Source organism: Rhodococcus tukisamuensis NBRC 100609, assembly GCF_001894985.1.
In the GTDB taxonomy this organism is placed as follows: Bacteria; Actinomycetota; Actinomycetes; order Mycobacteriales; family Mycobacteriaceae; genus Rhodococcus_G; species Rhodococcus_G tukisamuensis.
Genome location: NZ_BCXG01000001.1, coordinates 343,493 through 364,056, shown reverse-complemented (window position 1 = coordinate 364,056; position 20,564 = coordinate 343,493). Strand labels below are relative to the sequence as shown.

General features: G+C 71.7%; 23 protein-coding genes. 7 read left to right on the top strand and 16 right to left on the bottom strand.

Annotation, left to right across the window (positions count from 1 at the left end; genetic code table 11):
- Positions 1 to 71: 71 nt before the first annotated feature.
- On the bottom strand, positions 72 to 731 hold the full coding sequence (locus tag RT2_RS01705) for a TetR/AcrR family transcriptional regulator (protein ID WP_169888110.1): 660 nt from the start codon (positions 729 to 731) through the stop codon (positions 72 to 74).
- Between the two features lie 26 nt (positions 732 to 757).
- Complete coding sequence (locus RT2_RS01700) at positions 758 to 2,203, bottom strand: MFS transporter (protein WP_072842759.1); 1,446 nt, start codon at positions 2,201 to 2,203, stop codon at positions 758 to 760.
- A 141-nt stretch (positions 2,204 to 2,344) separates the two neighbouring features.
- Between RT2_RS01700 and RT2_RS01695 the strand changes: the two genes are divergently transcribed.
- Together RT2_RS01695 and RT2_RS01690 are read left to right on the top strand one after the other, a co-directional pair.
- Entirely contained in the window at positions 2,345 to 2,914 is a 570-nt protein-coding gene (locus RT2_RS01695; protein ID WP_072842758.1) for a hypothetical protein, read from the top strand.
- 86 nt (positions 2,915 to 3,000) lie between these two features.
- A complete protein-coding gene (locus tag RT2_RS01690) occupies positions 3,001 to 3,588 on the top strand; it encodes a hypothetical protein (protein ID WP_072842757.1) in 588 nt (195 codons plus the stop codon).
- Positions 3,589 to 3,617: 29 nt separating this feature from the next.
- Here the strand turns inward: RT2_RS01690 and RT2_RS01685 are convergent, their stop codons facing one another.
- The 6 genes from RT2_RS01685 to mftA are packed head-to-tail and all read right to left on the bottom strand — an operon-like array spanning position 3,618 to position 10,362.
- A complete protein-coding gene (locus RT2_RS01685; protein WP_072842756.1) occupies positions 3,618 to 5,588 on the bottom strand; it encodes a mycofactocin system FadH/OYE family oxidoreductase 2 in 1,971 nt (656 codons plus the stop codon).
- Positions 5,585 to 7,495: a mycofactocin system FadH/OYE family oxidoreductase 1 gene (locus RT2_RS01680; RefSeq protein WP_072842847.1), complete on the bottom strand. Its 1,911-nt coding sequence runs from the start codon at positions 7,493 to 7,495 to the stop codon at positions 5,585 to 5,587. Before RT2_RS01680 ends, RT2_RS01685 begins: the two co-directional genes overlap by 4 nt.
- A gap of 19 nt (positions 7,496 to 7,514) precedes the next feature.
- Positions 7,515 to 8,690 (bottom strand): pre-mycofactocin synthase MftD, encoded by a 1,176-nt coding sequence (gene mftD / locus RT2_RS01675; RefSeq protein WP_072842755.1) that lies wholly within the window; start codon positions 8,688 to 8,690, stop codon positions 7,515 to 7,517.
- Between the two features lie 12 nt (positions 8,691 to 8,702).
- Complete coding sequence (gene mftC, locus RT2_RS01670; protein ID WP_072842754.1) at positions 8,703 to 9,920, bottom strand: mycofactocin radical SAM maturase; 1,218 nt, start codon at positions 9,918 to 9,920, stop codon at positions 8,703 to 8,705.
- Between the two features lie 56 nt (positions 9,921 to 9,976).
- Positions 9,977 to 10,279: a mycofactocin biosynthesis chaperone MftB gene (gene mftB, locus RT2_RS01665; RefSeq protein WP_072842753.1), complete on the bottom strand. Its 303-nt coding sequence runs from the start codon at positions 10,277 to 10,279 to the stop codon at positions 9,977 to 9,979.
- On the bottom strand, positions 10,264 to 10,362 hold the full coding sequence (gene mftA / locus RT2_RS01660; protein WP_072842752.1) for a mycofactocin precursor MftA: 99 nt from the start codon (positions 10,360 to 10,362) through the stop codon (positions 10,264 to 10,266). Before mftA ends, mftB begins: the two co-directional genes overlap by 16 nt.
- A gap of 108 nt (positions 10,363 to 10,470) precedes the next feature.
- On the opposite strand from mftA, the gene mftR reads away from it, so the two are divergent.
- The 3 genes from mftR to RT2_RS01645 all read left to right on the top strand — a co-directional run bounded on the left by mftR (position 10,471) and on the right by RT2_RS01645 (position 13,145).
- Positions 10,471 to 11,106: a mycofactocin system transcriptional regulator MftR gene (gene mftR / locus RT2_RS01655; protein WP_072842751.1), complete on the top strand. Its 636-nt coding sequence runs from the start codon at positions 10,471 to 10,473 to the stop codon at positions 11,104 to 11,106.
- A 149-nt stretch (positions 11,107 to 11,255) separates the two neighbouring features.
- The gene (mftR2, locus tag RT2_RS01650) at positions 11,256 to 11,951 is read left to right on the top strand and encodes a mycofactocin system transcriptional regulator MftR2 (protein ID WP_245709448.1); all 696 of its coding nucleotides are present in this window, start codon (positions 11,256 to 11,258) and stop codon (positions 11,949 to 11,951) included.
- Positions 11,952 to 12,089: 138 nt separating this feature from the next.
- Complete coding sequence (locus tag RT2_RS01645; RefSeq protein ID WP_072842750.1) at positions 12,090 to 13,145, top strand: ferredoxin--NADP reductase; 1,056 nt, start codon at positions 12,090 to 12,092, stop codon at positions 13,143 to 13,145.
- A gap of 9 nt (positions 13,146 to 13,154) precedes the next feature.
- Here RT2_RS01645 and RT2_RS01640 read toward each other — a convergent pair whose 3' ends face one another.
- The gene (locus RT2_RS01640) at positions 13,155 to 13,949 is read right to left on the bottom strand and encodes a DNA alkylation repair protein (RefSeq protein ID WP_083576999.1); all 795 of its coding nucleotides are present in this window, start codon (positions 13,947 to 13,949) and stop codon (positions 13,155 to 13,157) included.
- 110 nt (positions 13,950 to 14,059) lie between these two features.
- Here RT2_RS01640 and RT2_RS01635 point away from each other — a divergent pair, with 110 nt between their 5' ends.
- Both RT2_RS01635 and RT2_RS01630 read left to right on the top strand, forming a co-directional pair.
- The gene (locus RT2_RS01635) at positions 14,060 to 14,428 is read left to right on the top strand and encodes an SPW repeat protein (protein ID WP_072842749.1); all 369 of its coding nucleotides are present in this window, start codon (positions 14,060 to 14,062) and stop codon (positions 14,426 to 14,428) included.
- An 88-nt stretch (positions 14,429 to 14,516) separates the two neighbouring features.
- A complete protein-coding gene (locus RT2_RS01630) occupies positions 14,517 to 15,143 on the top strand; it encodes a TetR/AcrR family transcriptional regulator (protein ID WP_072842748.1) in 627 nt (208 codons plus the stop codon).
- On the opposite strand, the gene RT2_RS01625 is transcribed toward RT2_RS01630, so the two are convergent.
- The 7 genes from RT2_RS01625 to RT2_RS01595 form a co-directional block, all read right to left on the bottom strand.
- Positions 15,124 to 15,897 (bottom strand): glutamate racemase, encoded by a 774-nt coding sequence (locus tag RT2_RS01625; RefSeq protein WP_072842747.1) that lies wholly within the window; start codon positions 15,895 to 15,897, stop codon positions 15,124 to 15,126. The two genes, RT2_RS01630 and RT2_RS01625, sit on opposite strands and share 20 nt — an antisense overlap.
- A complete protein-coding gene (locus tag RT2_RS01620; protein WP_245709449.1) occupies positions 15,894 to 16,448 on the bottom strand; it encodes a MarR family winged helix-turn-helix transcriptional regulator in 555 nt (184 codons plus the stop codon). Before RT2_RS01620 ends, RT2_RS01625 begins: the two co-directional genes overlap by 4 nt.
- 111 nt (positions 16,449 to 16,559) lie before the next feature.
- The gene (locus RT2_RS01615) at positions 16,560 to 17,654 is read right to left on the bottom strand and encodes a thiolase family protein (RefSeq protein ID WP_072842746.1); all 1,095 of its coding nucleotides are present in this window, start codon (positions 17,652 to 17,654) and stop codon (positions 16,560 to 16,562) included.
- Positions 17,655 to 17,667: 13 nt separating this feature from the next.
- The gene (locus tag RT2_RS01610; RefSeq protein ID WP_072842745.1) at positions 17,668 to 18,108 is read right to left on the bottom strand and encodes a Zn-ribbon domain-containing OB-fold protein; all 441 of its coding nucleotides are present in this window, start codon (positions 18,106 to 18,108) and stop codon (positions 17,668 to 17,670) included.
- 9 nt (positions 18,109 to 18,117) lie between these two features.
- Complete coding sequence (locus RT2_RS01605) at positions 18,118 to 19,341, bottom strand: NAD(P)/FAD-dependent oxidoreductase (protein ID WP_072842744.1); 1,224 nt, start codon at positions 19,339 to 19,341, stop codon at positions 18,118 to 18,120.
- Positions 19,342 to 19,476: 135 nt separating this feature from the next.
- A complete protein-coding gene (locus RT2_RS25240) occupies positions 19,477 to 19,986 on the bottom strand; it encodes a hypothetical protein (protein ID WP_072842743.1) in 510 nt (169 codons plus the stop codon).
- Complete coding sequence (locus tag RT2_RS01595) at positions 19,983 to 20,525, bottom strand: Rv1363c family protein (RefSeq protein WP_072842742.1); 543 nt, start codon at positions 20,523 to 20,525, stop codon at positions 19,983 to 19,985. The genes RT2_RS25240 and RT2_RS01595 overlap by 4 nt, the downstream gene beginning before the upstream one ends.
- Between the last annotated feature and the right edge of the window lie 39 nt (positions 20,526 to 20,564).

Genomic DNA, 20,564 nt, shown 5'->3' with positions numbered 1-20,564 from the left:
TGACCGATCCTCGTCCGGCCTCCGGAGGTCGGCGCGGCACGACGCCGGACTCGACCGCACGAGCGCCCCGGTCACTTGCTGATCTTCCGCATCTGCGCGACGGTGAGCGGCCGCTCCCGCAACTGCGCGCTGAAGGCCCCGCCTGCCACCGGGCGCATCCCGGCGAACGCGATCTCCAGGTGCCGGCGCCAGGCGTTCGGCGCGACGGCAAACGATGATTCGGTGACGCCCCGCAACGCCCAGAACAGCGTCGTGATGTCCGAGTGGGTGACATCCTCTCGGATCCGCCCGCACCGCTGCGCCTGCGCGAGCAGGTCGGCGAGGTGGGTCCGGAACTCCTCGATGGCCTCCGGCTCCGCGTCCGAGTGGTTCCACAGCCGTGGCAGGCAGCCCGAGTGCCCGACCTGTAGTTCGCCGGTGGCGCGCACCAACTCCTCGAGCCCCGTCCCGTCCGGGTTGTCGGCCGCCGCCCGGGCGATCTGCACCAGTTCGCGGCGGTGCTGCCCGACGAGTTCGTCGATCAGGGCCTGCTTGCTGGGGAACCGCCGGTACAGCGTGCCCACTCCGACGCCCGCGACGCGGGCGACCTCCTCCACCCCCGCGTCGATGCCACAGTTGGCGAAGACGCGGCCCGCGGCGTCGAGGATGCGCGTCCGGTTCTCCGCGGCGTCCTTCCGGAGCGGCCTGTCCGCGGCCGCTGCGCCCGGCGCCGATTCGCTGTGCGTTGTCATCTCGGTTGCCATGGTAGGTCGGCCGGTCAGGCCGCCGCCGACACCGCCACCGGGGCGGCGCCGCCGAGGACCTCGTCCACTGCGCGGCGCGGCGGTATCAGCAGGGCGGCGAGCGCCCCGAGGAGCACCGCCACCGCCATCACCGTGAAGCCGGCCGTGTAGCCGGATCCGGCGGGGACACCGCTCGGCTGGACGTGCCCGGTGACCACGCTCGCCATCAGCGCAGACCCGAGGGCGCCACCTATCGTCCGGATGTTGGCGTTGGTGCCGCTGGCCGCACCGGTCTGGCGAGGCGGCACCGCCTGCACGATGATGTTCGACATCGACGAGAAGGCGAGCCCGAATCCCGTCCCCATCAACACCATCGCGATCACCACGCCCCACACCGTGGACTGTGCGAACACCAGGACCAGGAACGCTGCGCCCGCCGTGGCCGCGCCCGTGACCAACACGGCCTTGGCCCCGAAACGATGCGACAGGCGCCCCGACCAGATGCCTGCCACCAGGAAGGTCAGTGACAGCGGCAGCACGATCAGCCCCGACTCGACGATGCTGGAGCCGAAGCCGTAGCCGGCACTCGGGTCGGTCTGCAGGAATGCGGGCACGAAGGCGAAGACCGAGTACATCCCGACACCGATGAGCAGCCCGGCGAGATTTGTCGTCCACACCGCCGGAATGCGCATCATCTCCATGTCGATCAGCGGGCTGGTGTCCCGCCGTTCCACCATTGCCCAGGCGGCGGCGAGTACGACCGCCAACGCGAGCAGACCGAGGACCGCGCCGGACGTCCATCCCCACCGGGGCCCCTCGCTCACCGCGACGAGCAGTGCGACGAGCCACCCGGAGAGCAGCACGGCCGCGAGCCAGCTGACCCGGCCCGGCGTCCGAACCGGCGACTCGGGCACCACGAACACGGTGCCGACCGCAGCCACTCCCATCGCGATCGCGGGGATCCAGAACAGCCAGCTGAGCCCGAGTGCGTCGACGATCGGGCCGCCCAGGACCAGGCCGAGCCCGCCGCCGACGCCGATCAGTGCCGAGACCACTCCCACGGCGCCGGCGACCTTCTCCCGCGGGAACTCGTCACGGACGATGCCGAACGCGAGCGGGATGACGCCGCCGGCAACGCCCTGGACCGCCCGGGCCACGAGCATCACCCCAATCGAGTGCGCCAGCGCACCGACGATGGAGCCGAGGCACGCGACGAGCAGTACCGCCGCGAGTACCTTCTTCTTCCCCACCATGTCGCCGACCCGGCCGAGAATCGGGGTGGCCACCGCCGCGGACAGCAGGTACGCGGTCAGCATCCAGGTCACCGTGTTCTGGTCGGTGTGCAGGCTTGCCTGCAGCATCGGCAGCACCGGCGCGACCAGGGACTGCAACAGCGAGTAGGCCGTGAGCGCCACGGCGAGGACCAGATAGGTCGCCTGGTACGGCGTGCCCGCACGCCGTCCGGAGGTCGCCTTGCGCATCGGAACCCTGACTCCCATCGAGGACAAGCGGAACCAATATTCCGCATGCCGCACAGTAGCAGCCTAACCGGAATCAGCATTCCGCTACTGCGGCCGGTGACGGCACCGCCGGAAACCCGTCCCCAGGTGGACAATGGCGCCATGGCCAAGGACCGGACCGTCCCGACGACGATCATGCTCGTGCGGCACGCCGAACGACCCGACGAGGACGCCGGTTCCGAGCCCGGCATCGACGCCGACGGCACCCGGTGCGACGAGTCCCTCACCGCGACCGGGTGGCGGCGGGCCGCCGCACTCGCCGACCTGTTCGCCGCCGGCGCGGGTGAGCCCGTATCGCCGCTCGTGCGGCCGCGCGCACTGTTCGCCTCGACGCCAAGCAAGAAGAAGGGCAGCAAGCGGTCGCTGCAGACGATCTCGCCGCTGGCACAGCGACTCGACCTCGACGTGGACACCCGGTTCGGACGTGACGACGTGACGGACCTCGCCGAGGAGGTCACCCGAACCGGCGGCCCCGTCCTGATCTCCTGGCAGCGCGAGTACATCCCCGACATCGTCGACGCACTCGGCGGCACGGATCATCCGGTTCCCGACCCCTGGCCCGAGGACCGGTACGACGTCGTGTGGGTGCTGACCCCCGCCTCGGACGGCGGGTGGATCTTCACGCAGACGCCGCAGCGGGTGCTGCCCGGGGACGCCGACACCGGAATCTGACTCACCCCCCTGTACCCCGACGTCGCAGCACCCCGACGTCAGAGTGTTACCCAATTACGTTGTTCCCCAATGTCACAGGAGGGCAGATGATTCTGGAACGTATGCCCCTGGCGGGTTTCGGTGTCGTCAACTTCGAGTTGATGCTGCTGCGACGGATGGACGACCATCAGCCGTCCCTCGTCGGGTCGGCGTTGAAGAACCTCGGCAAGAGCGGTACCGACGCCCGCGCCGCGCACGCACAGTGGCAACGTGGACTACGCGGCAACTTCCCGGATGGCGCCGGCCGCTACCGGATGGCGCTCGGCCGCCCGGACGTGACCGGGACCCGGCCCACCGCCCTCGGCGGCGACCTGGCGGTGGAGGGCTGGACCATGCCGCTGTGGCCGGGCCTGCAGTTCCAGATCACCTTCGGCCCCGGCGGCGAGGTGATCGACGAACGCCTCGTCCGGGGCGCGGACTCTGTCGCGCCGACCATCACCGAACCGGCGGACCTGCGACCGTGGCTGGTGACCATCGACGATCTCGAACGTGCCTGCGGACCGGTCCGCTTCCGGATGTCGGGCGGAACGGTGCCGAGCCACGCCACCGCCGAGTTCACCGTCGCGGACGGCACCGCCTGCGAGGCACGGTTCAGTTGGGGCCTGCTCCAGACGGCCTCGGCCAAGCCCGAGTGAGTGGCGGGTCCCCACGACCACCGGCGGGACTACAGGGCGACGGCGACCCGATGGCCCTCGACCACCGCGGCATTCGCCCGCCGCGGCGCCAGCGCGTCGCCGATCCGGTGCACCTCGAAGTCACTGCCGGACAACGTCTTCCACAGCTCATCCACCGGCTCCTGGTGCACCGAGCACACCACCGCGTCGACGACGTGCTCGCGGGTCCGGCCGGTCGGGTGGTGCAGCAGGCTCACCCGCACTCCCCCGCCCTCGGCCGTCGCCGCCATCGGGACCACGTCGGTCAGCGTGTCGACGCCGAGCCGGTGCGCCCGTGCGCGCCAGCCCTCCATGTCCAGCGTCAGGCCCAGGTCCTGCCCCACCACCATCGCGTTGGTGGCGAGGGTGACCTCGCAGCCGCGCTGCGCCAGGAGCTCCGCGGTCGAGGTGCCCTGGTGAAACCCCAGTTCGTCGATCAGCAGCACCCGGCCGGCGGGCGCGACGCGACCTTCGAGCACGTCGCGCACGTCCACGACCGCCGCCAGGTCGCCCGCCCACACGGGCCGCCGCGGCCGGGCGCCGGTGGCCAGCAGCACCACGTCGGGGCCTTCCTCGCGCAGCACCTCGGCGCTCGCCTCGCACCCGGTCCGGATCTCCACACCGTGCCGGGCGCACTGCGCGGCGAGACCGCGCACCATCTCCAACAGTTCCGACCGCCCCGCCCCCACCGCGGCGGTGCGCACCTGACCGCCGAGCAGCGCGCCGCGCTCGAAGACCGTCACCCGGTGGCCGCGTTCGGCCGCGGTCGCCGCCGCCTGCAGCCCGGCCGGGCCGCCGCCGACCACGCACACCCGCAGGCCCCGTCGCCGCGGCATCGGCAGCGGCACCGATTCCCTGCCGGCCCGCGGGTTCTCGACACACCCCAGCCACCGGTTCAGCCCCACCCGGCCCACGCACTCCTGGTTGCAGGACAGGCAGGTCCGGATCTCCGCCGCGGCACCGCCCGTCGCCTTCGCCGCGAAGTCCGGGTCGGCGATCTGTCCGCGGACCACCCCGACGAGGTCGCAGTGCCCCTCTTCGAGCGCCCGCTCCGCCTGCTCCGGCCCGGTGAAGCGGCCGACGCCGATCACCGGCAGCGCCACCCGCCGCCGAATCGCGTTGGGGATGAACAACGAATAGCCGCGCGGCACCGCCATCGACGCCTCGATCAGGTGCAGGCTCTCGGTGGCCATCCCGATCGACGTGTTGAGGTAGTCGACCATCCCCGTCGCCTCGACCATCGCGGCGACCGCCACCGCCTCGTCGAGGTGAATGCCCCGGGCGATCCCCTCCTCCCCGGTCAGGCGCACGCCGAGCACCAGGTCCGGGCCGAGCGCGGCGCGCACCGACTCCACCACGGCGAGCAGGAACCTTGCCCGGTTGGCGAGCGACCCGCCGTACCGGTCGGTGCGCCGGTTCGCGTCGGGCGAGAGGAACGCCCGCAGGATCGAGGACTGCGAGCACTGGATCTCGACGCCGTCGAAGCCGCCGCTGCGGCAGTGCGCCGCGACCAGCGCGTACCCGGCGACCAGTTCCGCGATCTCGGACTCGTCGACGGCCTTGGGCACCTCCCGGAACAGCGGGTCCGGGATCGGGCTCGGCGCCCACACCGGCAGCCGGGTGTACATCCCGGTGCCCTGGCCCCCGTTGTGGTTGAGCTGCGCGAGGATCACCGTGCCGTGCGCGTGGACGGCGTCGGTGATCCGCCGGTACCCGTCGACGACCTCCGGTCGGTACCCGGCGATCAGCTTCTCGTACGGCCGGTCGGTCGGGTGCACGCAGTGCTCCTCGGTGACGACCAGGCCGGCGCCGCCGCGGGCCCGGGCCGCGTAATAGGCGGCGTGCTGGGCGGTGGGCAGCCCGTCGACCGCACTGTTGGTCAGGTGCGCGGCGAACACCACCCGGTTGCGCAGGGTCACCGGCCCCAGCGACAGCGGGCTGAGCAGTCTCGGACAGTCGCCGGCCCGCCCCGTCCCGGTCATCGGGCACCGATCCCGACGGCGGCGGCACGGCCCTCGCGCACGGCCTCGGCGACGGTGCGCGGCGCGACGGCGTCCCCGGCCGACAACGTGACGCCGGGGCGGTGCAGCGCGTCGTCGGGCAGGCCGGGCGAGCAGTCGACGACGGCCACCGCCGGCACCGACCGCCGGACCCCGGTGTGCACGTCCTCGATCACCACGGCCGCCGCGCCGACCGCGCAGATCCGCGAGTACAGGTGCCGGGCCACCCCGGCGCGCTGCAGCCGGACGTTGGCCGGCGCGAGGTCGCCCGTGCGGCCCAGCTGGGTGCCGACCACCGGGTCGCGGGTCAGCAGCGCGACGCTGCGACCCTGCGCGGCAAGCCATTCCGCGACCGCAACCGCGACCGGCCCGCCGACCGGGTCGAACACCAGCACCGGCCCGTCGGGCAACCCGCACCCGCCGAGCACCGCCGCGGCGGGGACGATCACCGCGCCGTCCTCACGGTCGCCGTCCCAGGGCCGGGTGGTGCTGCCGGTAGCGAGCACCACCCGCTCGCCCGCACGGGCGGCCGCGTCCAGGTCCGCCGCCGACGCCGCCCGGCCGGTCTCGAACCGGACACCGAGCTGTCGGCACCGCGCGGCGAGCCAGTCGGTGAGCTCGGCGAGCCGTTCGCGGCCGACGCCGACCGCGACCGTGGACACCATGCCGCCCGGTCGCTCGGACCGCTCGACCAGTCGCACGCGATGGCCGCGTCCGGCCAGGACCCGGGCCGCCTCCAGGCCCGCCGGACCGCCGCCGACCACCAGCACCGGTGCGGGGTCCGCTTGCGGCGCAGCGACTTCGACGCCCTCCTGACCGGCCTCGGGGTTGCCGATGCAACCCACCAGCGGGTTCATCGGGTCCAGGACCAGACAGGCCTGGTTGCAGAGCACGCAGGGTCGCGGCCGCTCCCCCGCACGGACGGTCGCCACCAGGTCCGGGTCGGCGATCTGCGCGCGGGTCATCTCCACCGCGTCCGCGACCCCGGCGACGAGCGCCTGCCCGGCCTGTTCGGCGTCGACGACGCTGCCCTGCAGGACGATCGGGACGGCGCCGCCGACCGCCGACCGGATCTGCTCGCAGAGTTTCACGTTGAACATCGGGGCCGTGTGGGCGTCCGGACGGTAGTCCGGCACGGACATCGGGCCGCCCCGCACCACCACCAGCAGGTCGAGCGAATCCGCAAGGGCCCGAGCCTGTCCCGCCGCGATCTCGGGGGTGACGCCGGCCCACGGCGCCGACTCGTCGCAGCTCAGCCGCAGCGAGAGGACGCGGTCCGGGCCGAGTTCGGCGCGGACCGCGGCGAGCACCTCCCGGGTGAGCCGCAGTCGGTCCGTGCCGTACTCGTCGGCCCGGGTGTTGGTCAGGCCGGAGTGGAACTGGCGCAGCAGCGCCCGCGGGCCCGCGTCGATCTCGACGCCGTCCACCCCCGCGGCGCGGGCGGTGCGGGCGGCGGCGGCGAATCCCGCGACCACCGAGTCGATCTCGGCCTGTTCCAACTGGGCCGGGAGCTCGCGGGTGACCACGTCGGCGACGGGCGAGGGACCCCACAACACCGACTGCGAGTAGGCACTCGAGCCCTGCCCCCCGGTGTGGCCGAGACCGGCGAGCACGAGGGTCCCGTGCGGGCGGCAGGCGTCCGCGACGGCCCGCCAGCCCGGTCCGCAGTCGGCGGCCAACGGGGCCCGCTCGTACGGCCAGTCGCCGGCGTGCACGGACGCCACCTCGGTGACCACGACGCCTGCCCCGCCCCGGGCGCGTCTGCCGTAGTACGCGACGTGCGCGGAGGAAAGGGACCGGCCGACACCGAGATTCGTCTCGTGCGGACCGAAGATCACCCTGGCCGGTGCGGTACGCCCGGCCAGGGTGATCGGTTCGGTGAGCCGCATCGTCACGGCCCGCGGCGTCCTAGACGCCGAGGTCGCGGCGGAAGTCGGCCGGGATCACCAGGTCGGACGGGGACAGCTCCGCGATCGACGAGTGCCCGAGACCCAGCACGGCCGAGTCGATGCCGCTGCGCAGGATGTCCAGGACGTTCTCGACGCCGGCCTGACCGTTCGCCGCGAGACCCCAGAGGTAGCCGCGGCCGATCATCACGGCCTTGGCACCGAGCGCGAGGGCCTTGACGACGTCGCTGCCACGACGGATGCCACCGTCGAGGAGCACCTCGAGCTGGTCGCCCACGGCCTCGGAGATCGCCGGCAGCGCCCGGATCGGAGCGGGGGTGCCGTCGAGGTTGTTACCGCCGTGGTTGGACACGGAGATCGCGGAGCAACCGGCGTCGACGGCGCGCTTCGCGTCGTCGACACGCATGACGCCCTTGAGCATGAACGGCCCGCCCCACTGCTCGCGCAGCCAGGCGACGTCCTCCCAGGTGGGCAGCGGCGTGCCCATCCACTCGCCGTACGCACCGAAGAAGGTGGGCGCCGGCTGGCCGGGCTTGATCAGGTTCGGCGTCGTCAGGTCCGGGACCTTGCCGGTCTTGGCGAAGTCCATCAGCCAGCGCGGACGCATGATGGCCTCCGGCGCGTTCTGCATCATCGCCTTGAGGTTCATCTTCTCCGGGATGGCCGGGCTGCCCCAGTCCCGCCCCATCGAGAACGACCAGTCCAGGGTCATGATCAGACCCGTGGCGCCGGCCGCGCGGGCCCGCTCCATGCGCTGGACCAGGGTGTCGCGGTCGCCCACCCAGTACATCTGGAAGAACGTCTGCGGGTTGGCCGCGGCGACGTCCTCGATGGAGCGGCTCGCGAACGAGCTCAGTCCCATCGCGACCCCGCGGGCGGCGGCGGCGCGGGCCACCGCGACCTCGCCCTCCGGGTGGACGGCCTGCACGCCGGTCGGCGAGATCAGCACGGGCATCGAGATGGGCTGCCCCATGACCTCGGTCGCCATCTCCCGCTTGTCGTGCAGTCCCGCGACGTGCGGGGCGAAGCCGAGCTCGCTGAAGGCCGCGATGTTGTCGTCGACCGTCAGTCCCTTCTCGGACCCGGCGACCAGCGCCATGTAGACGGACTTCGGCAGCCGCTTCTGGGCGCGTCGCTGCGCCTCGGCCACGGTTTCGAACCAGGCGTTCTTAGCCATGAAGAGAATCCTCTATTCCATTCCCGCGAGCGGGTTTTCGTCACAGATCTTGGCCGGGGGGCGGACCATCAGCTGCAGCGGCACGGGTGCCCGCGGGGTACGACGCTGTCCGGTGCGCGAGTGGTCCACGTGGGACTTCGGCAGCTCGCCGCGGTCGGCGGCCAGCGCGGCCTCGCCGTTGCCGATGACGCACTCCGGGTCGGGGCCGTCCATCGGCAGGCCGGTGAAGAACTTCGCCGCCATGCAGCCGCCGCGGCAGGCGTCGTAGTGGCTGCACTTGGTGCAGGCGCCGCCGGTCTGCGGGGAGCGCAGGTCCGCGAACAGCTCCGAGTGCTGCCAGACGTGCTGGAATCCGCCGTCGCTCACGATGTTCCCGGCCAGGAACTGCTCGTGGATCGCGAAGGGGCACGCGTACACGTCGCCGACGGGGTCGATCAGGCACACCACCCGGCCGGCGCCACACAGGTTGAGCCCGGGCAGGGCGTCGCCGTACGCGGACAGGTGGAAGAACGAGTCGCCGGTGAGCACCCCGTCACCGTTGGCGACGAGCCAGTCGTAGAGCTCACGCTGCTGGCCGGCGGTGGGGTGCAGGTCGTCCCACACGTCGGCGCCGCGGCCGGAGGGGCGCAGCCGGGTGATCCGCAGGGTGGCGCCGTACTTGTCGGCGAGCGCCTTGAAGTCGTCGAGCTGGGACACGTTGTGGCGGGTGACGACGACCGAGATCTTCGCGTCCTTGAACCCGGCCTCGGCGAGGTTCTCCAGTGCGCGGACGGCCATCGCGAAGGACCCGGGGCCGCGGACCGCGTCGTTGACCTCCGCGGTGGCGCCGTCGATGGAGATCTGCACGTCGACGTAGTCGCTGGCGGCCAGGCGGGCGGCGACCTTCTTGTCGATCTTGACGCCGTTGGTGGAAAACTTGACGCCGACCTGGTGGTCGGTCGCGTAGTCGACCAGCTCCCAGAAGTCCGAGCGGACCGTGGGCTCGCCGCCGCCGATGTTGACGTAGAACACCTGCATCCGCTGCAGCTCGTCGATGATCGACTTGCACTGCTCGGTGGACAGCTCACGCGGGTCGCGACGACCGGAGGAGGACAGGCAGTGCACGCACGAGAGGTTGCAGGCGTAGGTGAGTTCCCACGTCAGACAGATCGGGGCGTCGAGGCCGAGTTCGAACTGGTCGACCAGGCGGCCGACGGGGGCCGGCGCGGGGCGATCGAGCATGGAAGTCATGGGCTTGGTGTCCTCGCGAGGGGAGAATGTCGGTGACGTGCGGGGCTGGAGCAGCGTCAGGCTGCGGACGTCGCGCCGGCCGGAGCCCGCACGATCATCTGCGACTCGGCCAGGGTGGCCAGGGCGCGCGCATAGGTGTCCACCTGGGCGTCGTCGATCCCGGCGGCCCGGATCGCGGTCCGGGCATCGGGGTGCTCCGCCAGCGAGGTGACGATGCCGACGATGACGGTGTTCTTCAGGAACGAGAGCTTCCTGGTGCCGAAGTGGTAGAGCAACGCCCCGAATGGCTCGGGGCGAAGCGCCACCTGCGGGTGGAGAGACCACCCGGTGTCGAGATCCACGATCAGTACACGCCGCACATGCCGTCGATCGAGACCTCTTCCACGAGCGACTCCTGGACGAGCTCGGTCTCGGCAACGGCATTTTCGCGATGGTCGGCCATCTGGCTTACCTCCTGTGTCAGGGTGATCGACGGTCTCAGCGAGTACCACTGTGACTCGGCTCACGACAATAATGGCATCGAGTGCATAATGAAAGCCCGGAGGCGAAATTGGCGGAAAGTCCCAGCACCACGCGAGGTCGCACGGGTCGGCGACCGTCGACCACGCGCGAGCGGATCAGCTCCGTCGGCATCGAACTGTTCGCCGCACACGGATTCGAGGAGACCAGCGTCGACCAGATCGCCGAGGCCGCCGGCATCGCGCGACGGACGTTCTTCCGCTACTTCCCGTCCAAGAACGCCATCCCATGGGGCGACTTCGACAACCACCTGGCCGACATGCGCTCGCTGCTCGCCGCACTGCCCGACGACATCCAGCTCGCCGAGGGCCTGACCACCGCGCTGCTGGAGTTCAACCGGTTCCCGCCGGATGTGGCCCCGCTGCACCGGAGCCGGATGGAGATCATCCTGAAAGCTCCTGCGCTGCAGGCCTACTCGATGGTGATGTACAACGGCTGGCGTGACGTGATCGCGGAGTACACGGCCGTCCGGCTCGGCTGTGACGCCACGGACCACCTGCCGCGCACCGTCGGCTGGATGGTCCTCGGCGTCGCACTGTCCGCGTACGAGCAGTGGCTGACCGACGACTCCCTGGACCTGGCCGACCTGTTGCGCGCGGGCGGCGAGACGCTGACCCACGGCGTCGGGTCCCTCACCTCCGTCGGCGCGCCCTGCCCTCCGAGGTGACCGGAATGCCCACGATGTCGAACCAGTTCCACCGAGCCCACCCCATCGGGGTCTACAGGCCCTAAAATGGGAGAACGGGGCCGACAACCCGTCGATCCCAATGCACAGCGTGCGCTGCCACCGCTCGCTACCGCCGATGATCAAGATCGTTGATCACTGAGGACATGATGACGGACAAGTCCGTGATCCTGGGACGGCCGGCCGGCCGCAACACAGCCGGCGGCGCACCGGTGTCCGGCCCCACACACGGGAACCTCTCCGAGGAAGAGATCGTCGCGGCGGCGCTGCGCGTGGTGCACGAGGACGGGCTCGACAAGCTCTCCATGCGCCGCCTCTCCCGCGAGTTGGGCGTCTCGGCGATGGCCCCGTACTACTACGTCTCCGACAAGCGCGAACTGCTGGACCTGGTGGCCACCGCCGCACTCGCCGACATCACCGCACCGGACTCCGGCGGGGACTGGCAGGCCCGGCTGCGGACCCTGATCGACCAGATCGACGACCGCCTCGCCCGCTACCCGGGCTTGGGCGAGGTGCTGCTCGAGCAGATGCTGCGCAAGCAACGGCACCTGATCGAACTCGTGATGGAGATCCTGTTCGACGCGGGGTTCTCGGAGCGCAACGTGCTGCTCGCGTACGTCGCGATCCACACCTACCTGTTCGGCCGCAGCGGGATCGCCGACCAGGAGCCGACGATTCCGGACCGGACCGGCCTGCCGGAGGCCATCGCCCGGGCGGCCCGGCACCTGGACGGGGTGCACGCCCAGGACTTCTACCGCTTTGGCGTCGAGACCCTGATCTCCGGACTCGGCGTGCAGCTGGATCGACAGCGGCCCGCGAACGCGTGAGTGAAGCTTGTCCCGATTATCGGGAATCGGCCGACGCAAATTAGCATCCTGCTGGTTCCATGGTTTCCTGCTAGATTCGAAACTAGAACACGTTCCAGATTCAGCCCAGTTCGAGATTCACCCTGAGAGGATCCACCGATGACCACTGTTGACGTGCCGCACAGCTCCAGGTCGGTTGTGCTCACCGTGTCCGGGGTCATCGAGGAGACCTCCGACGCGCGCTCGCTGGTCTTTGCGGTCGCCGACGAGGTGCGCAGCAAGTTCGACTACAAGCCCGGACAGTTCCTGACCCTGCGCATCCCCAGCGACCGGACCGGTTCCGTCGCCCGCTGCTACTCGCTGGCCAGCTCGCCGTTCACCGACGCCGAGCCCAAGGTCACCGTCAAGCGGACCGCCGACGGCTACGGCTCCAACTGGCTCTGCGACAACGTCAAGGTCGGCGACACCATCGAGGTGCTGCCGCCGTCCGGCGTCTTCACGCCGAAGTCGCTCGACCACGACTTCCTGCTCTGGGGCGCGGGCAGCGGCATCACCCCGGTGATGTCGATCCTGAAGTCGGCGCTCACCGAGGGCTCCGGCAAGGTGGTCCTGGTCTACGCCAACCGCGACGAGAAGTCGGTGATCTTCCGCGACGAACTGCGCGGGCTCGCCGCCCAGTACCCCACCCGCCTCACCGTCATCCACTGGCTGGAGAGCCTGCAGGGCCTGCCGACGCCGGACCAGTTCGCGACCCTGGCCACGCCGTTCGGCGGCTACGAGTCGTTCATGTGCGGCCCCGGCCCCTTCATGGACACCGTGCACAAGGCGCTCGCCGAGGCCGGCGTCCCGCGCACCCAGGTGCACGCCGAGGTGTTCAACTCGCTCGCCGGCGACCCCTTCCAGGACGTCGTCGTCGAGGAGGTCACCGAGGAGGAGGCCGCCGACGCCGCCACCGTGGAGGTGCAGCTCGACGGCGAGACCCACAAGATGAGCTGGCCGCGCAAGCAGACGCTCGTCGACATCATGCTGTCCAAGGGACTGGACGTGCCCTACTCCTGCCAGGAGGGCGAGTGCGGCTCCTGCGCCTGCACCGTGCTCGAGGGCAACGTGGAGATGGGCAACAGCGAGATCCTCGACCCCGAGGACATCGCCGCCGGCTACATCCTCGGCTGCCAGGCCCGCCCGGTCTCCGACCACGTCAAGATCGAGTTCTGACAGCCCGCTCTACCCGCCCTCCGGGGCACTTCTCTTCGAGGCACTGCTCTTCGCAGCCCCGCCTTTCGATGATCCCAGTCGACGCCCGCGCCGGTATCCGGCGCGGGCGTCCGCGTCGAGGTGCTCGGTGGCGTAGCTGAGCGCGACGGCGCCCATCTCCGCGGCGTAGCGGTCCAGGAACCCGGTCAGCAGCACCCGGTCCACCCGCTTGCCCACCTCGCGGAGCATCCAGCCGAGCGCCTTCTGGGTGAGGTCCCGGCGGTCGCCCAGCAGTCGCGGCGCCAACTCGAGCGTGGTCGACGCGTCGCCCCGCCGGATGAACCCGAAGGTCGTCAGCAGCGCCACCCGACGGCGCCACAGGTCGTCGTCGTCGCCCAGCGTGAACACCAGGTCCCGGGGCCGGTCGTAGAGCCAGCCACCGAGCACCCGCTCGGCGGAGCTGTCGACCAGGTCCCAGTTGTTCACCCGCCCGCGCAGCACCGCGGCCAGGTAGCAGTCGGCGATCCGTTCCCGTTCCGCCTCGTCTCGCGTGCGCACCGCGCCGGCGCGTTCGAATCGCCCGACCAGGATCAGCAGCGCGGCCAGCCGGTGTTCGTGCACCGGGCTGTCGAGCAGCGCGTCGACCTCCGGCAGCGGCAGGTCCGCGAACCGCGCGGCGACCTTCCGGGTGGCAGGCACCCGGACTCCGATGAACAGGTCGCCCTCGCCGTAATCGCCGGGGCCGGTCTTGAAGAACCGTTGCAGGTGCTGCGCGTCGCCCGCGTCCGCCACCTCGCCCAGCGCCCTGACCACCTCGTCGTGCATGCCTCACAGCGTCCCACGAAGGCCTGGTCGGCGCCGGATTCCAGGCCATTGACCGGCCGGTCAATCAGGTCTATACCGGAGTCAGGAGTTCCCTCGTCGAGGAGGCAGAAATGAAGGTCGAATGGTCTCGGTGGCAGGACTGGGCCGCCGTGGTGATCGGTGCGGTTGTGGCGCTCTCGCCGATCTGGGTTGACACCAACAGCGCCGCGCGGTGGTCGATGATCGTTCTCGGCGTGCTCGTGGCCGTGACCGGGCTCGCCAACCTGGCGTCCCCCGGTACCGAGATGGTCGTCTGGGCAATGGGTGTGCTCGGCGTCCTGATGTTCATCTCCCCCTGGGTCACCAGCTTCTCGCACCTGACGGGCGCCGCATGGACCTCGTGGGTGGGCGGCGTGCTGACCGCGGTGGTGGCGATGGCCGCGCTCCCGGACAGCTCCCCGATGCACATCGGTCACCGGGGCGGACTGGCGGCGCATTGACCCCCGCCGACGACACTGCGAAAGGACGACAATCCCGTGGGGCGAGCGCCGCCGCTCGCCCCACCCTCACGTTCGGAGGTACCTGACGATGCCGGGTCCGCGTCGGCGCCGGACGGCCAGAGCGGACGGCGACGCGAGGAAGCTGATCCTCGACGCCGCCGAGGAACTCTTCGCAGCACGGGGCTTCGACGCCACCCCCACTGCGGCCGTCGCGGCACAGGCCGGCGTCCCCAAGGGACTGGTCTTCTACTACTTCCCCACCAAGGAGTCGCTGCTGACGACACTGGTCACCGAGCGCCTGCCCGCCGAACCGCTCGCCGACGTGGCCGACCTGGTGGTCACCGGACAACCCGAGTCGACGCTGGTGAACCTCGACGCCGCGCTGAACCTGCGCGATCACCACTCCTCGGTGATGCGGGTGATCATCTGGCGCGAGGCCGACACCCACCCCGCGGTGCGCGAACACCTCCGGCGGCTGCGCAGCTACCTGCACGACGCGACGATCGAGGTGCTCCGGGCCAGCTCGCCGTTCGCCGCGTCTGCCCGGGCGCTCGACTCCAGCGCCACCGCCTGGGTGGCCGCGATGTTCGCCGCCGCCGGCGCCGACCGCCTGCGTGACCTCGACGAACTGGCCCGGGACCGCGCCGAGGACCTGCGCGGCGTCGCACGCCTGGTGGTCGCGGGCCTGGCCCAGCTCAGCGGGGCAGGCGCGTAGGGTCCGCGAGCACCCTGCCCGCGTCGTAGTTCAGTGCGCTCGCAGGCAGCTCACCCGGCCTGCCGCTGAGCAGCACCGACACGGCACCGGCCCCAGTGCTGTCGCGGCCGAGGGCCTGGATCCGGCGCACCGTCTGCGCCGCCACCGCCTCCGCGCTGTCGAACAGCGTGACACCGGCCGGCAGCCGGGCGGCGATCTCCGCCTCGACCAGCGGGTAGTGGGTGCAGCCGAGGACCACGGCGTCGCAGCCGGCGGGGGTGTGCGCGACCGCCTCGGCGATCGCGGCGCTCACCTGCCCGGCATCGCCGCGGTCGATCGCGTCGGCCAACCCGTGACAGGCCACCCCGGTGACGACGGCACCGTTCCCGAACCGGGCGATCAGGTCAGCCTGGTAGTCACTCACGGTGGTCGCCGCCGTCGCCCAGATCGCGACGGACCGCGAGACCGCGGCCGCCGGCTTGATCGCGGGCACGGTCCCCACCACCGGGACGCCGGGGCCGAGTCGGTCCCTGATGTGCTCGAGCGCGGTGACACTGGCGGTGTTGCACGGCACCACGACGACCTCGGCGCCCAGGCCCACCGCCCGCTCGGCCGCCCCGACCGCCCGCTCGATCACCCATTCCCGCGGCTTCGGACCCCAGGGCGCCCCGTCCGGGTCGAGGCAGAGCAGCAGATCGAGGTCGGGGCGAAGCCGCCGCAGCCACGCCGAAGTGGGCAGCATCCCCAGGCCCGAGTCGATGAGCGCAACAATCACCCGTCAAACCTATCGCCGCGGCCGCCCCGCCGGTCCGAGCGGTCCGGCTCCGCCGCCAGCGCCCCGTCCATCGCGCCCAGGAAGCGGGCGACCGTGGCACGCTCGTCGGCGTCGAAGTCCGCCATCGCCGCGTCCACCCGCCCCACCAGCGGGGCGAAGAACGACCACCCCAGGTACCGCGCCTGCTCCTGGACCCGTAGCAGCACCCGGCGACGGTCGCCGGGGTCGGCCGACCGCACCAGGTGCCCGGCCCGCTCCAACCGGTCCAGCAGGGCCGTCGTCGCGGCCGAACCCAGTCCGAGCTGGGCGGCCAGCCATCCGGGGGTCGCGGCCAGTTGCGCACGGTCGGCGTCCAGCAGCAACACCAGCGCACGAAGATCCGTGGCGTGCAACGAGTTTCGCTCGGCAAAGGTGGCACCGAGCTGGTCCAGGTCCGACGCCAGCCCGCGCAACCGACGGACGAGCGCCAGCGCGGCATCGGCGCCGTCCGACTCCACCGAGCCCGCCACCCGTTCGCCCGCGGCGCGCCGTCCCGTCGCCTGCCTGCCCACCACACGCCCTCCTCGTTCGCCGACCTCGTTCAACCCGGCGACCCCAACTCTCTCGACCAAGAACTATCTCGACTGTCGAGATTAACGTAACTCGAGACAAGCGGACCGCGGTCAGCGCGTCAGCAGCAGGCAGCCGGCCACGGTGCCCTCGCCGAGTCCCACCGCCGCCACCGCGGGTACCTGGGCGCCCGCGGTGGCGGGAGCCCCGCCGCGCAGCTGTGTCACCGCCTCCACCACGAGGTCCAGGCCGGCCGACCCGCCGGCGCCGAGCTGGCCGCCGTGCGGATTGACCGCCACCTCGAGGCCACGTGAAGTTTGTTTCCTCCCAAGAAGATACCGGGCTTCACCGGTCCCGCAGAAGCCGAGCGCCTCCAGCCAGAGCACCGTCAGGAAGGACAGTTCGTCGCCGAGTACCGCCACGTCGACGTCGGCGGGGGCGAGTCCGGTGCTGCGCCACATCCGCTCGGCCGCCCGGTGGATCGCGGTCGCGTCGGGTTCGGACTGCTGCTCCCACAGCGGAACCGAGGACCTGGCCGACCCGAGGCCCGCCACCGCCACGGCCTCGCCCGCCAGGTCCGACGCGAGGTCCGCGTCACTGAGCACGATCGCCGCGGCGCCCGCGACCGGGGTGGCGCGGTCGTACCGGCACAGCGGGTCCGCCAGCATCGGCGCCGCCAGGTACTCGGCCAACCCGAGCGGGTCACCCACATGGGCGTGGGCTGCGAGCGCCACCTGCGCCAGCTCGGCGCGGGTCAGGCCGAACCGCTCGACGTACGCCCGGGCGGCCAGTGCCACCTCGACCAACACCGAGTCCGCGCCGTAGGGCGCATGCCACTGCGCCCACCCGGACGCCGTGCCACGGCCACCGATCCGGTACTCCGGGGCGCCGCCGGACCCCGCGCCGAGAAATCGCACCGGCGCGGCCGCGTCCACGCACACCACGTGCGCGGCCAACCCCGCCGACACCACCGCAGCCGCGGACGCGACCCCGGCGACCACCGCGAATCGATTCGGTTCTGCTGCCGCCCAGGACAATTCGAAGCCCAGGTCGAGTCCCTCCACCGCCGGGACTCCACACACCAGCACGCCCTCGACCGCCGAACCGGCAAGTCCGGCGTCGGTCAGCGCACCCAACACCGCGGCCACCGCGCCGTCGGTGCCAGCGACCGGCACCCGGGCCACCCCGCTGACCACGGCGCCCGTCATCGGCCCACGCCGCTCACGACACCGCCTCGAGACGGTCCTCCGGCTGCTCCCACTCCTCGAGTTCGGCCAGCGGCAACCAGACCCCCTCGCCGATCGGCTCGAAGACCAGCCGGGTCGGCGCACCGACCCGCAGGGCATCCCGCGAGGCGTCGGTCAGGCCGAGCAACAGCCGGACCCCCTCCTCGAGTTCCACCACCGCGACGAGGTACGGCGGCTGCGGGGCAGACGCGACGGACTCGAACACCTCGGTCCAGCTCAGCAGTGCGCCCTTGCCGGTGACCGGCTCGTAGGTGAAGTCGTCACGCCAGCAGTGCCGGCAGTGTGACACCGGCGGGAACGACCATCGGAGACAGTGCGCGCACCGCTGCACGGACAGCCGCCCGCTCTCCCCCGACGTCCAATGCGCCGCGGTGAGTTCCGTGAGCTCCGGCAGGGCCCGACGGCCGCGCATCATCCCCTCACGTTAGACGCCCGCGGGCTCGAGCACCTCTGCGATCGGCACCCCGGCGGCGATCTTCGCCCGCATCTTCATCACCGGGCCGGCGAGGCCGCAGCCGACCACCGCGGCCAGTGCGCCGTCCCGTTCGTAGTAGGCCAGGAACTTGCGGCCGTCGTCGCGCACCACGTGCACGGTGTCCGTCGCCGACGGCTCACCCAGCGCCTGCACCTTGAGGTCGTACTGGTCGCTCCAGAAGTACGGCACCTGCGCGGCAACCGCGCTGTCGCTGCCGACCAACGCGAGGGCGACGGCCTTGGCCTGTTCACCCGCGTTGCTCCAGTGCTCGACGCGCCGCCGGCTTCCGTCGCGGTGCAGCCACGCGGCGACGTCGCCGACGGCCCACACCTGCGGGTCGCTGGTGCGTCCCGTCTCGTCCGTGAGCACCCCGCCGCCGTCGGTGCGCTCGGCGAGCCGCACCCCGGAGTCCGCCAGCCAGTCGGTGACCGGAACAGAGCCGATCCCGATGACCACCAGGTCGGCGGCGACCTCGGTGCCGTCCGAGAGCACCGCGCCGCGCACCCGGCCCTCGCCCAGCAGGGCGGTCAGCCCGGTGCCGGTGCGCACGTCGACGCCCTCGGCGGTGTGCAACCGGCCGACCAGTGCGCCGACCTCCGGCCCCAGCACCGACGCCAGCGGCGCCGGCTGCGGCTCGACCAGGATCACCTCGAGGCCGGACTTGCGCATGCTGGCCGCGAGCTCGCAGCCGATGAAACCGGCGCCGACGACGAGCGCGGTCCGGCCGGGGACGAGGTCCGCACGCAGGCCGAGCGAGTCCTCGAGCGTGCGCAGCACGTGCACGCCGTCGAGGTCCGGCAGCCCGGGGATCCGCCGCGGCAGCAGTCCGGTGGCGATCACCAGGTGGTCGTAGTCCACGGAGGTGCCGTCGGCCAGCGCGACGGTGCGGGTGGCGGTGTCCAGCGCGACCGCGCCGGAGCCCAGTCGCAGCTCGATGGCCTGCTCGTCGAAGAACTCCGTCGGCCGCAGGGTCACGTCGTCGCGTTCGCCGCGGACGACCTCCTTGGACAGCGGCGGGCGGTCGTACGGCAGGTGCGTCTCGGCGCCGACGAGCACCACTTCGCCCTCGTGCCCGGCCCGCCGAAGCTCCTCCGCGGTCCGCAGACCCGCCAGTCCGGCACCCACCACGACGACGCGAGCGTCACCCGCTGCACCGACTTGTCCGTTGCTCATCCGCTCAACCTCTCACGCCTGATCTTGTCCCGCGACCTACGAGGGCACCAGTAAACCAAACTGACACACGTTCTAGTAGTGCGCGCGCCGGGAGACCGCCTCCGATCGCCCCCACGGACGGCGGGCCGAAGACCGTCAGCCGACGTCGAAACGGGAGATCAGCCAGTCACCGTCGACCCGGCTGAGCTCGACGACCGCCCCGGCGGTGTTCGCGACCGGCTGCGGCCGGTCCGCCGAGGTGGACGTCTGGGACAGGAACACCAGCACCTGCGCCGAATCCGCGTCGAGCGAACCGACCCCGGTACCGGTGACGGTGGCGTGGGAGCTGATCTTCTGGTCCCGGGCCGTCGGCACGATCACCGAGTCCACGATCCGGCCGTAGTAGTCCTTGTACTCACCCGTGAGCCGCTCCGTGGCGGCCGACAGGTCCGCCGCCACGCTGTCCGGGGTGTAGGTCAGCAGGGCAGCGGCGCCGTCGGCCGCGGCCTGCGCGGCCTCTGCCCTGGCCCGGTCGTCGACCCGCTGACCGGGCAGGTACCAGCCCAGGTACAGCGCGCCGGCGAGGATCGCGAGAACGGCGGCGACGGCCGTCAGGATCCGCGTCCACGGCCGGCGACGGACCGGGTGCGTCGAGGCGCCCCTCATGCCACGAACTCCAGGTCCGACATCTTGAACCGTCCGTCGGTCTTGTCCACCGTGATCCGCAGTCGCACCGGGCGGGTCTGGTCCTGCACCCCGGCGGTGTTGCTGACCGTGGAGGTGAGCTGCACGAGGACCGTCGCGCGGTCGGCATCCTGCGACTCGATGCCCGCCGACGCCTCCGCGCCCGTGGTGCTCACCTCCGCGCGCTGCACCACCGAGACGTAGGCCTCGGAGCGCTCCTGGAAGTCGTCCCGGAACTGACCGGTGGACAGGTCCAGGACGCGTTGCACGTCCGCCTCCGCATGGTCGTGGTCGATCGTGGAGACCGCGATCGCGCCGTCGCGGGCGGCCCGCAGGAACGCCTCTCGGTCCGCCTCCCGGTCGGTGGCCGTACGGTGCTGCCACAACATCGCCCCGCTGAGCCCGGCCAGCACCAGGCACGCCAGCGCGAGCAGCGCCGTCACCACCTTGCCCCGTCCGTGACCGCTCGCCGATGCCTCGGGCGCGGCCGGTGTCGCGGCCTGCGACTGGGTCTGACCCATCTTCGAACTTCCTTACCTCTCGCCGGTCGGCTCCACGGT

Excerpts from the sequence above, each read along its gene's own strand:
- RT2_RS01705 (WP_169888110.1), bottom strand. The coding sequence starts at position 731 with ATGACAACGCACAGCGAATCGGCGCCGGGCGCAGCGGCCGCGGACAGG.
- RT2_RS01700 (WP_072842759.1), bottom strand. The coding sequence starts at position 2,203 with ATGCGCAAGGCGACCTCCGGACGGCGTGCGGGCACGCCGTACCAGGCG.
- RT2_RS01695 (WP_072842758.1), top strand. The coding sequence starts at position 2,345 with ATGGCCAAGGACCGGACCGTCCCGACGACGATCATGCTCGTGCGGCAC.
- RT2_RS01690 (WP_072842757.1), top strand. The coding sequence starts at position 3,001 with ATGATTCTGGAACGTATGCCCCTGGCGGGTTTCGGTGTCGTCAACTTC.
- RT2_RS01685 (WP_072842756.1), bottom strand. The coding sequence starts at position 5,588 with ATGACCGGGACGGGGCGGGCCGGCGACTGTCCGAGACTGCTCAGCCCG.
- RT2_RS01680 (WP_072842847.1), bottom strand. The coding sequence starts at position 7,495 with ATGCGGCTCACCGAACCGATCACCCTGGCCGGGCGTACCGCACCGGCC.
- mftD (WP_072842755.1), bottom strand. The coding sequence starts at position 8,690 with ATGGCTAAGAACGCCTGGTTCGAAACCGTGGCCGAGGCGCAGCGACGC.
- mftC (WP_072842754.1), bottom strand. The coding sequence starts at position 9,920 with ATGACTTCCATGCTCGATCGCCCCGCGCCGGCCCCCGTCGGCCGCCTG.
- mftA (WP_072842752.1), bottom strand. The coding sequence starts at position 10,362 with ATGGCCGACCATCGCGAAAATGCCGTTGCCGAGACCGAGCTCGTCCAG.
- RT2_RS01645 (WP_072842750.1), top strand. The coding sequence starts at position 12,090 with ATGACCACTGTTGACGTGCCGCACAGCTCCAGGTCGGTTGTGCTCACC.
- RT2_RS01640 (WP_083576999.1), bottom strand. The coding sequence starts at position 13,949 with ATGCACGACGAGGTGGTCAGGGCGCTGGGCGAGGTGGCGGACGCGGGC.
- RT2_RS01635 (WP_072842749.1), top strand. The coding sequence starts at position 14,060 with ATGAAGGTCGAATGGTCTCGGTGGCAGGACTGGGCCGCCGTGGTGATC.
- RT2_RS01630 (WP_072842748.1), top strand. The coding sequence starts at position 14,517 with ATGCCGGGTCCGCGTCGGCGCCGGACGGCCAGAGCGGACGGCGACGCG.
- RT2_RS01615 (WP_072842746.1), bottom strand. The coding sequence starts at position 17,654 with ATGACGGGCGCCGTGGTCAGCGGGGTGGCCCGGGTGCCGGTCGCTGGC.
- RT2_RS01610 (WP_072842745.1), bottom strand. The coding sequence starts at position 18,108 with ATGATGCGCGGCCGTCGGGCCCTGCCGGAGCTCACGGAACTCACCGCG.
- RT2_RS01605 (WP_072842744.1), bottom strand. The coding sequence starts at position 19,341 with ATGAGCAACGGACAAGTCGGTGCAGCGGGTGACGCTCGCGTCGTCGTG.
- RT2_RS25240 (WP_072842743.1), bottom strand. The coding sequence starts at position 19,986 with ATGAGGGGCGCCTCGACGCACCCGGTCCGTCGCCGGCCGTGGACGCGG.
- RT2_RS01595 (WP_072842742.1), bottom strand. The coding sequence starts at position 20,525 with ATGGGTCAGACCCAGTCGCAGGCCGCGACACCGGCCGCGCCCGAGGCA.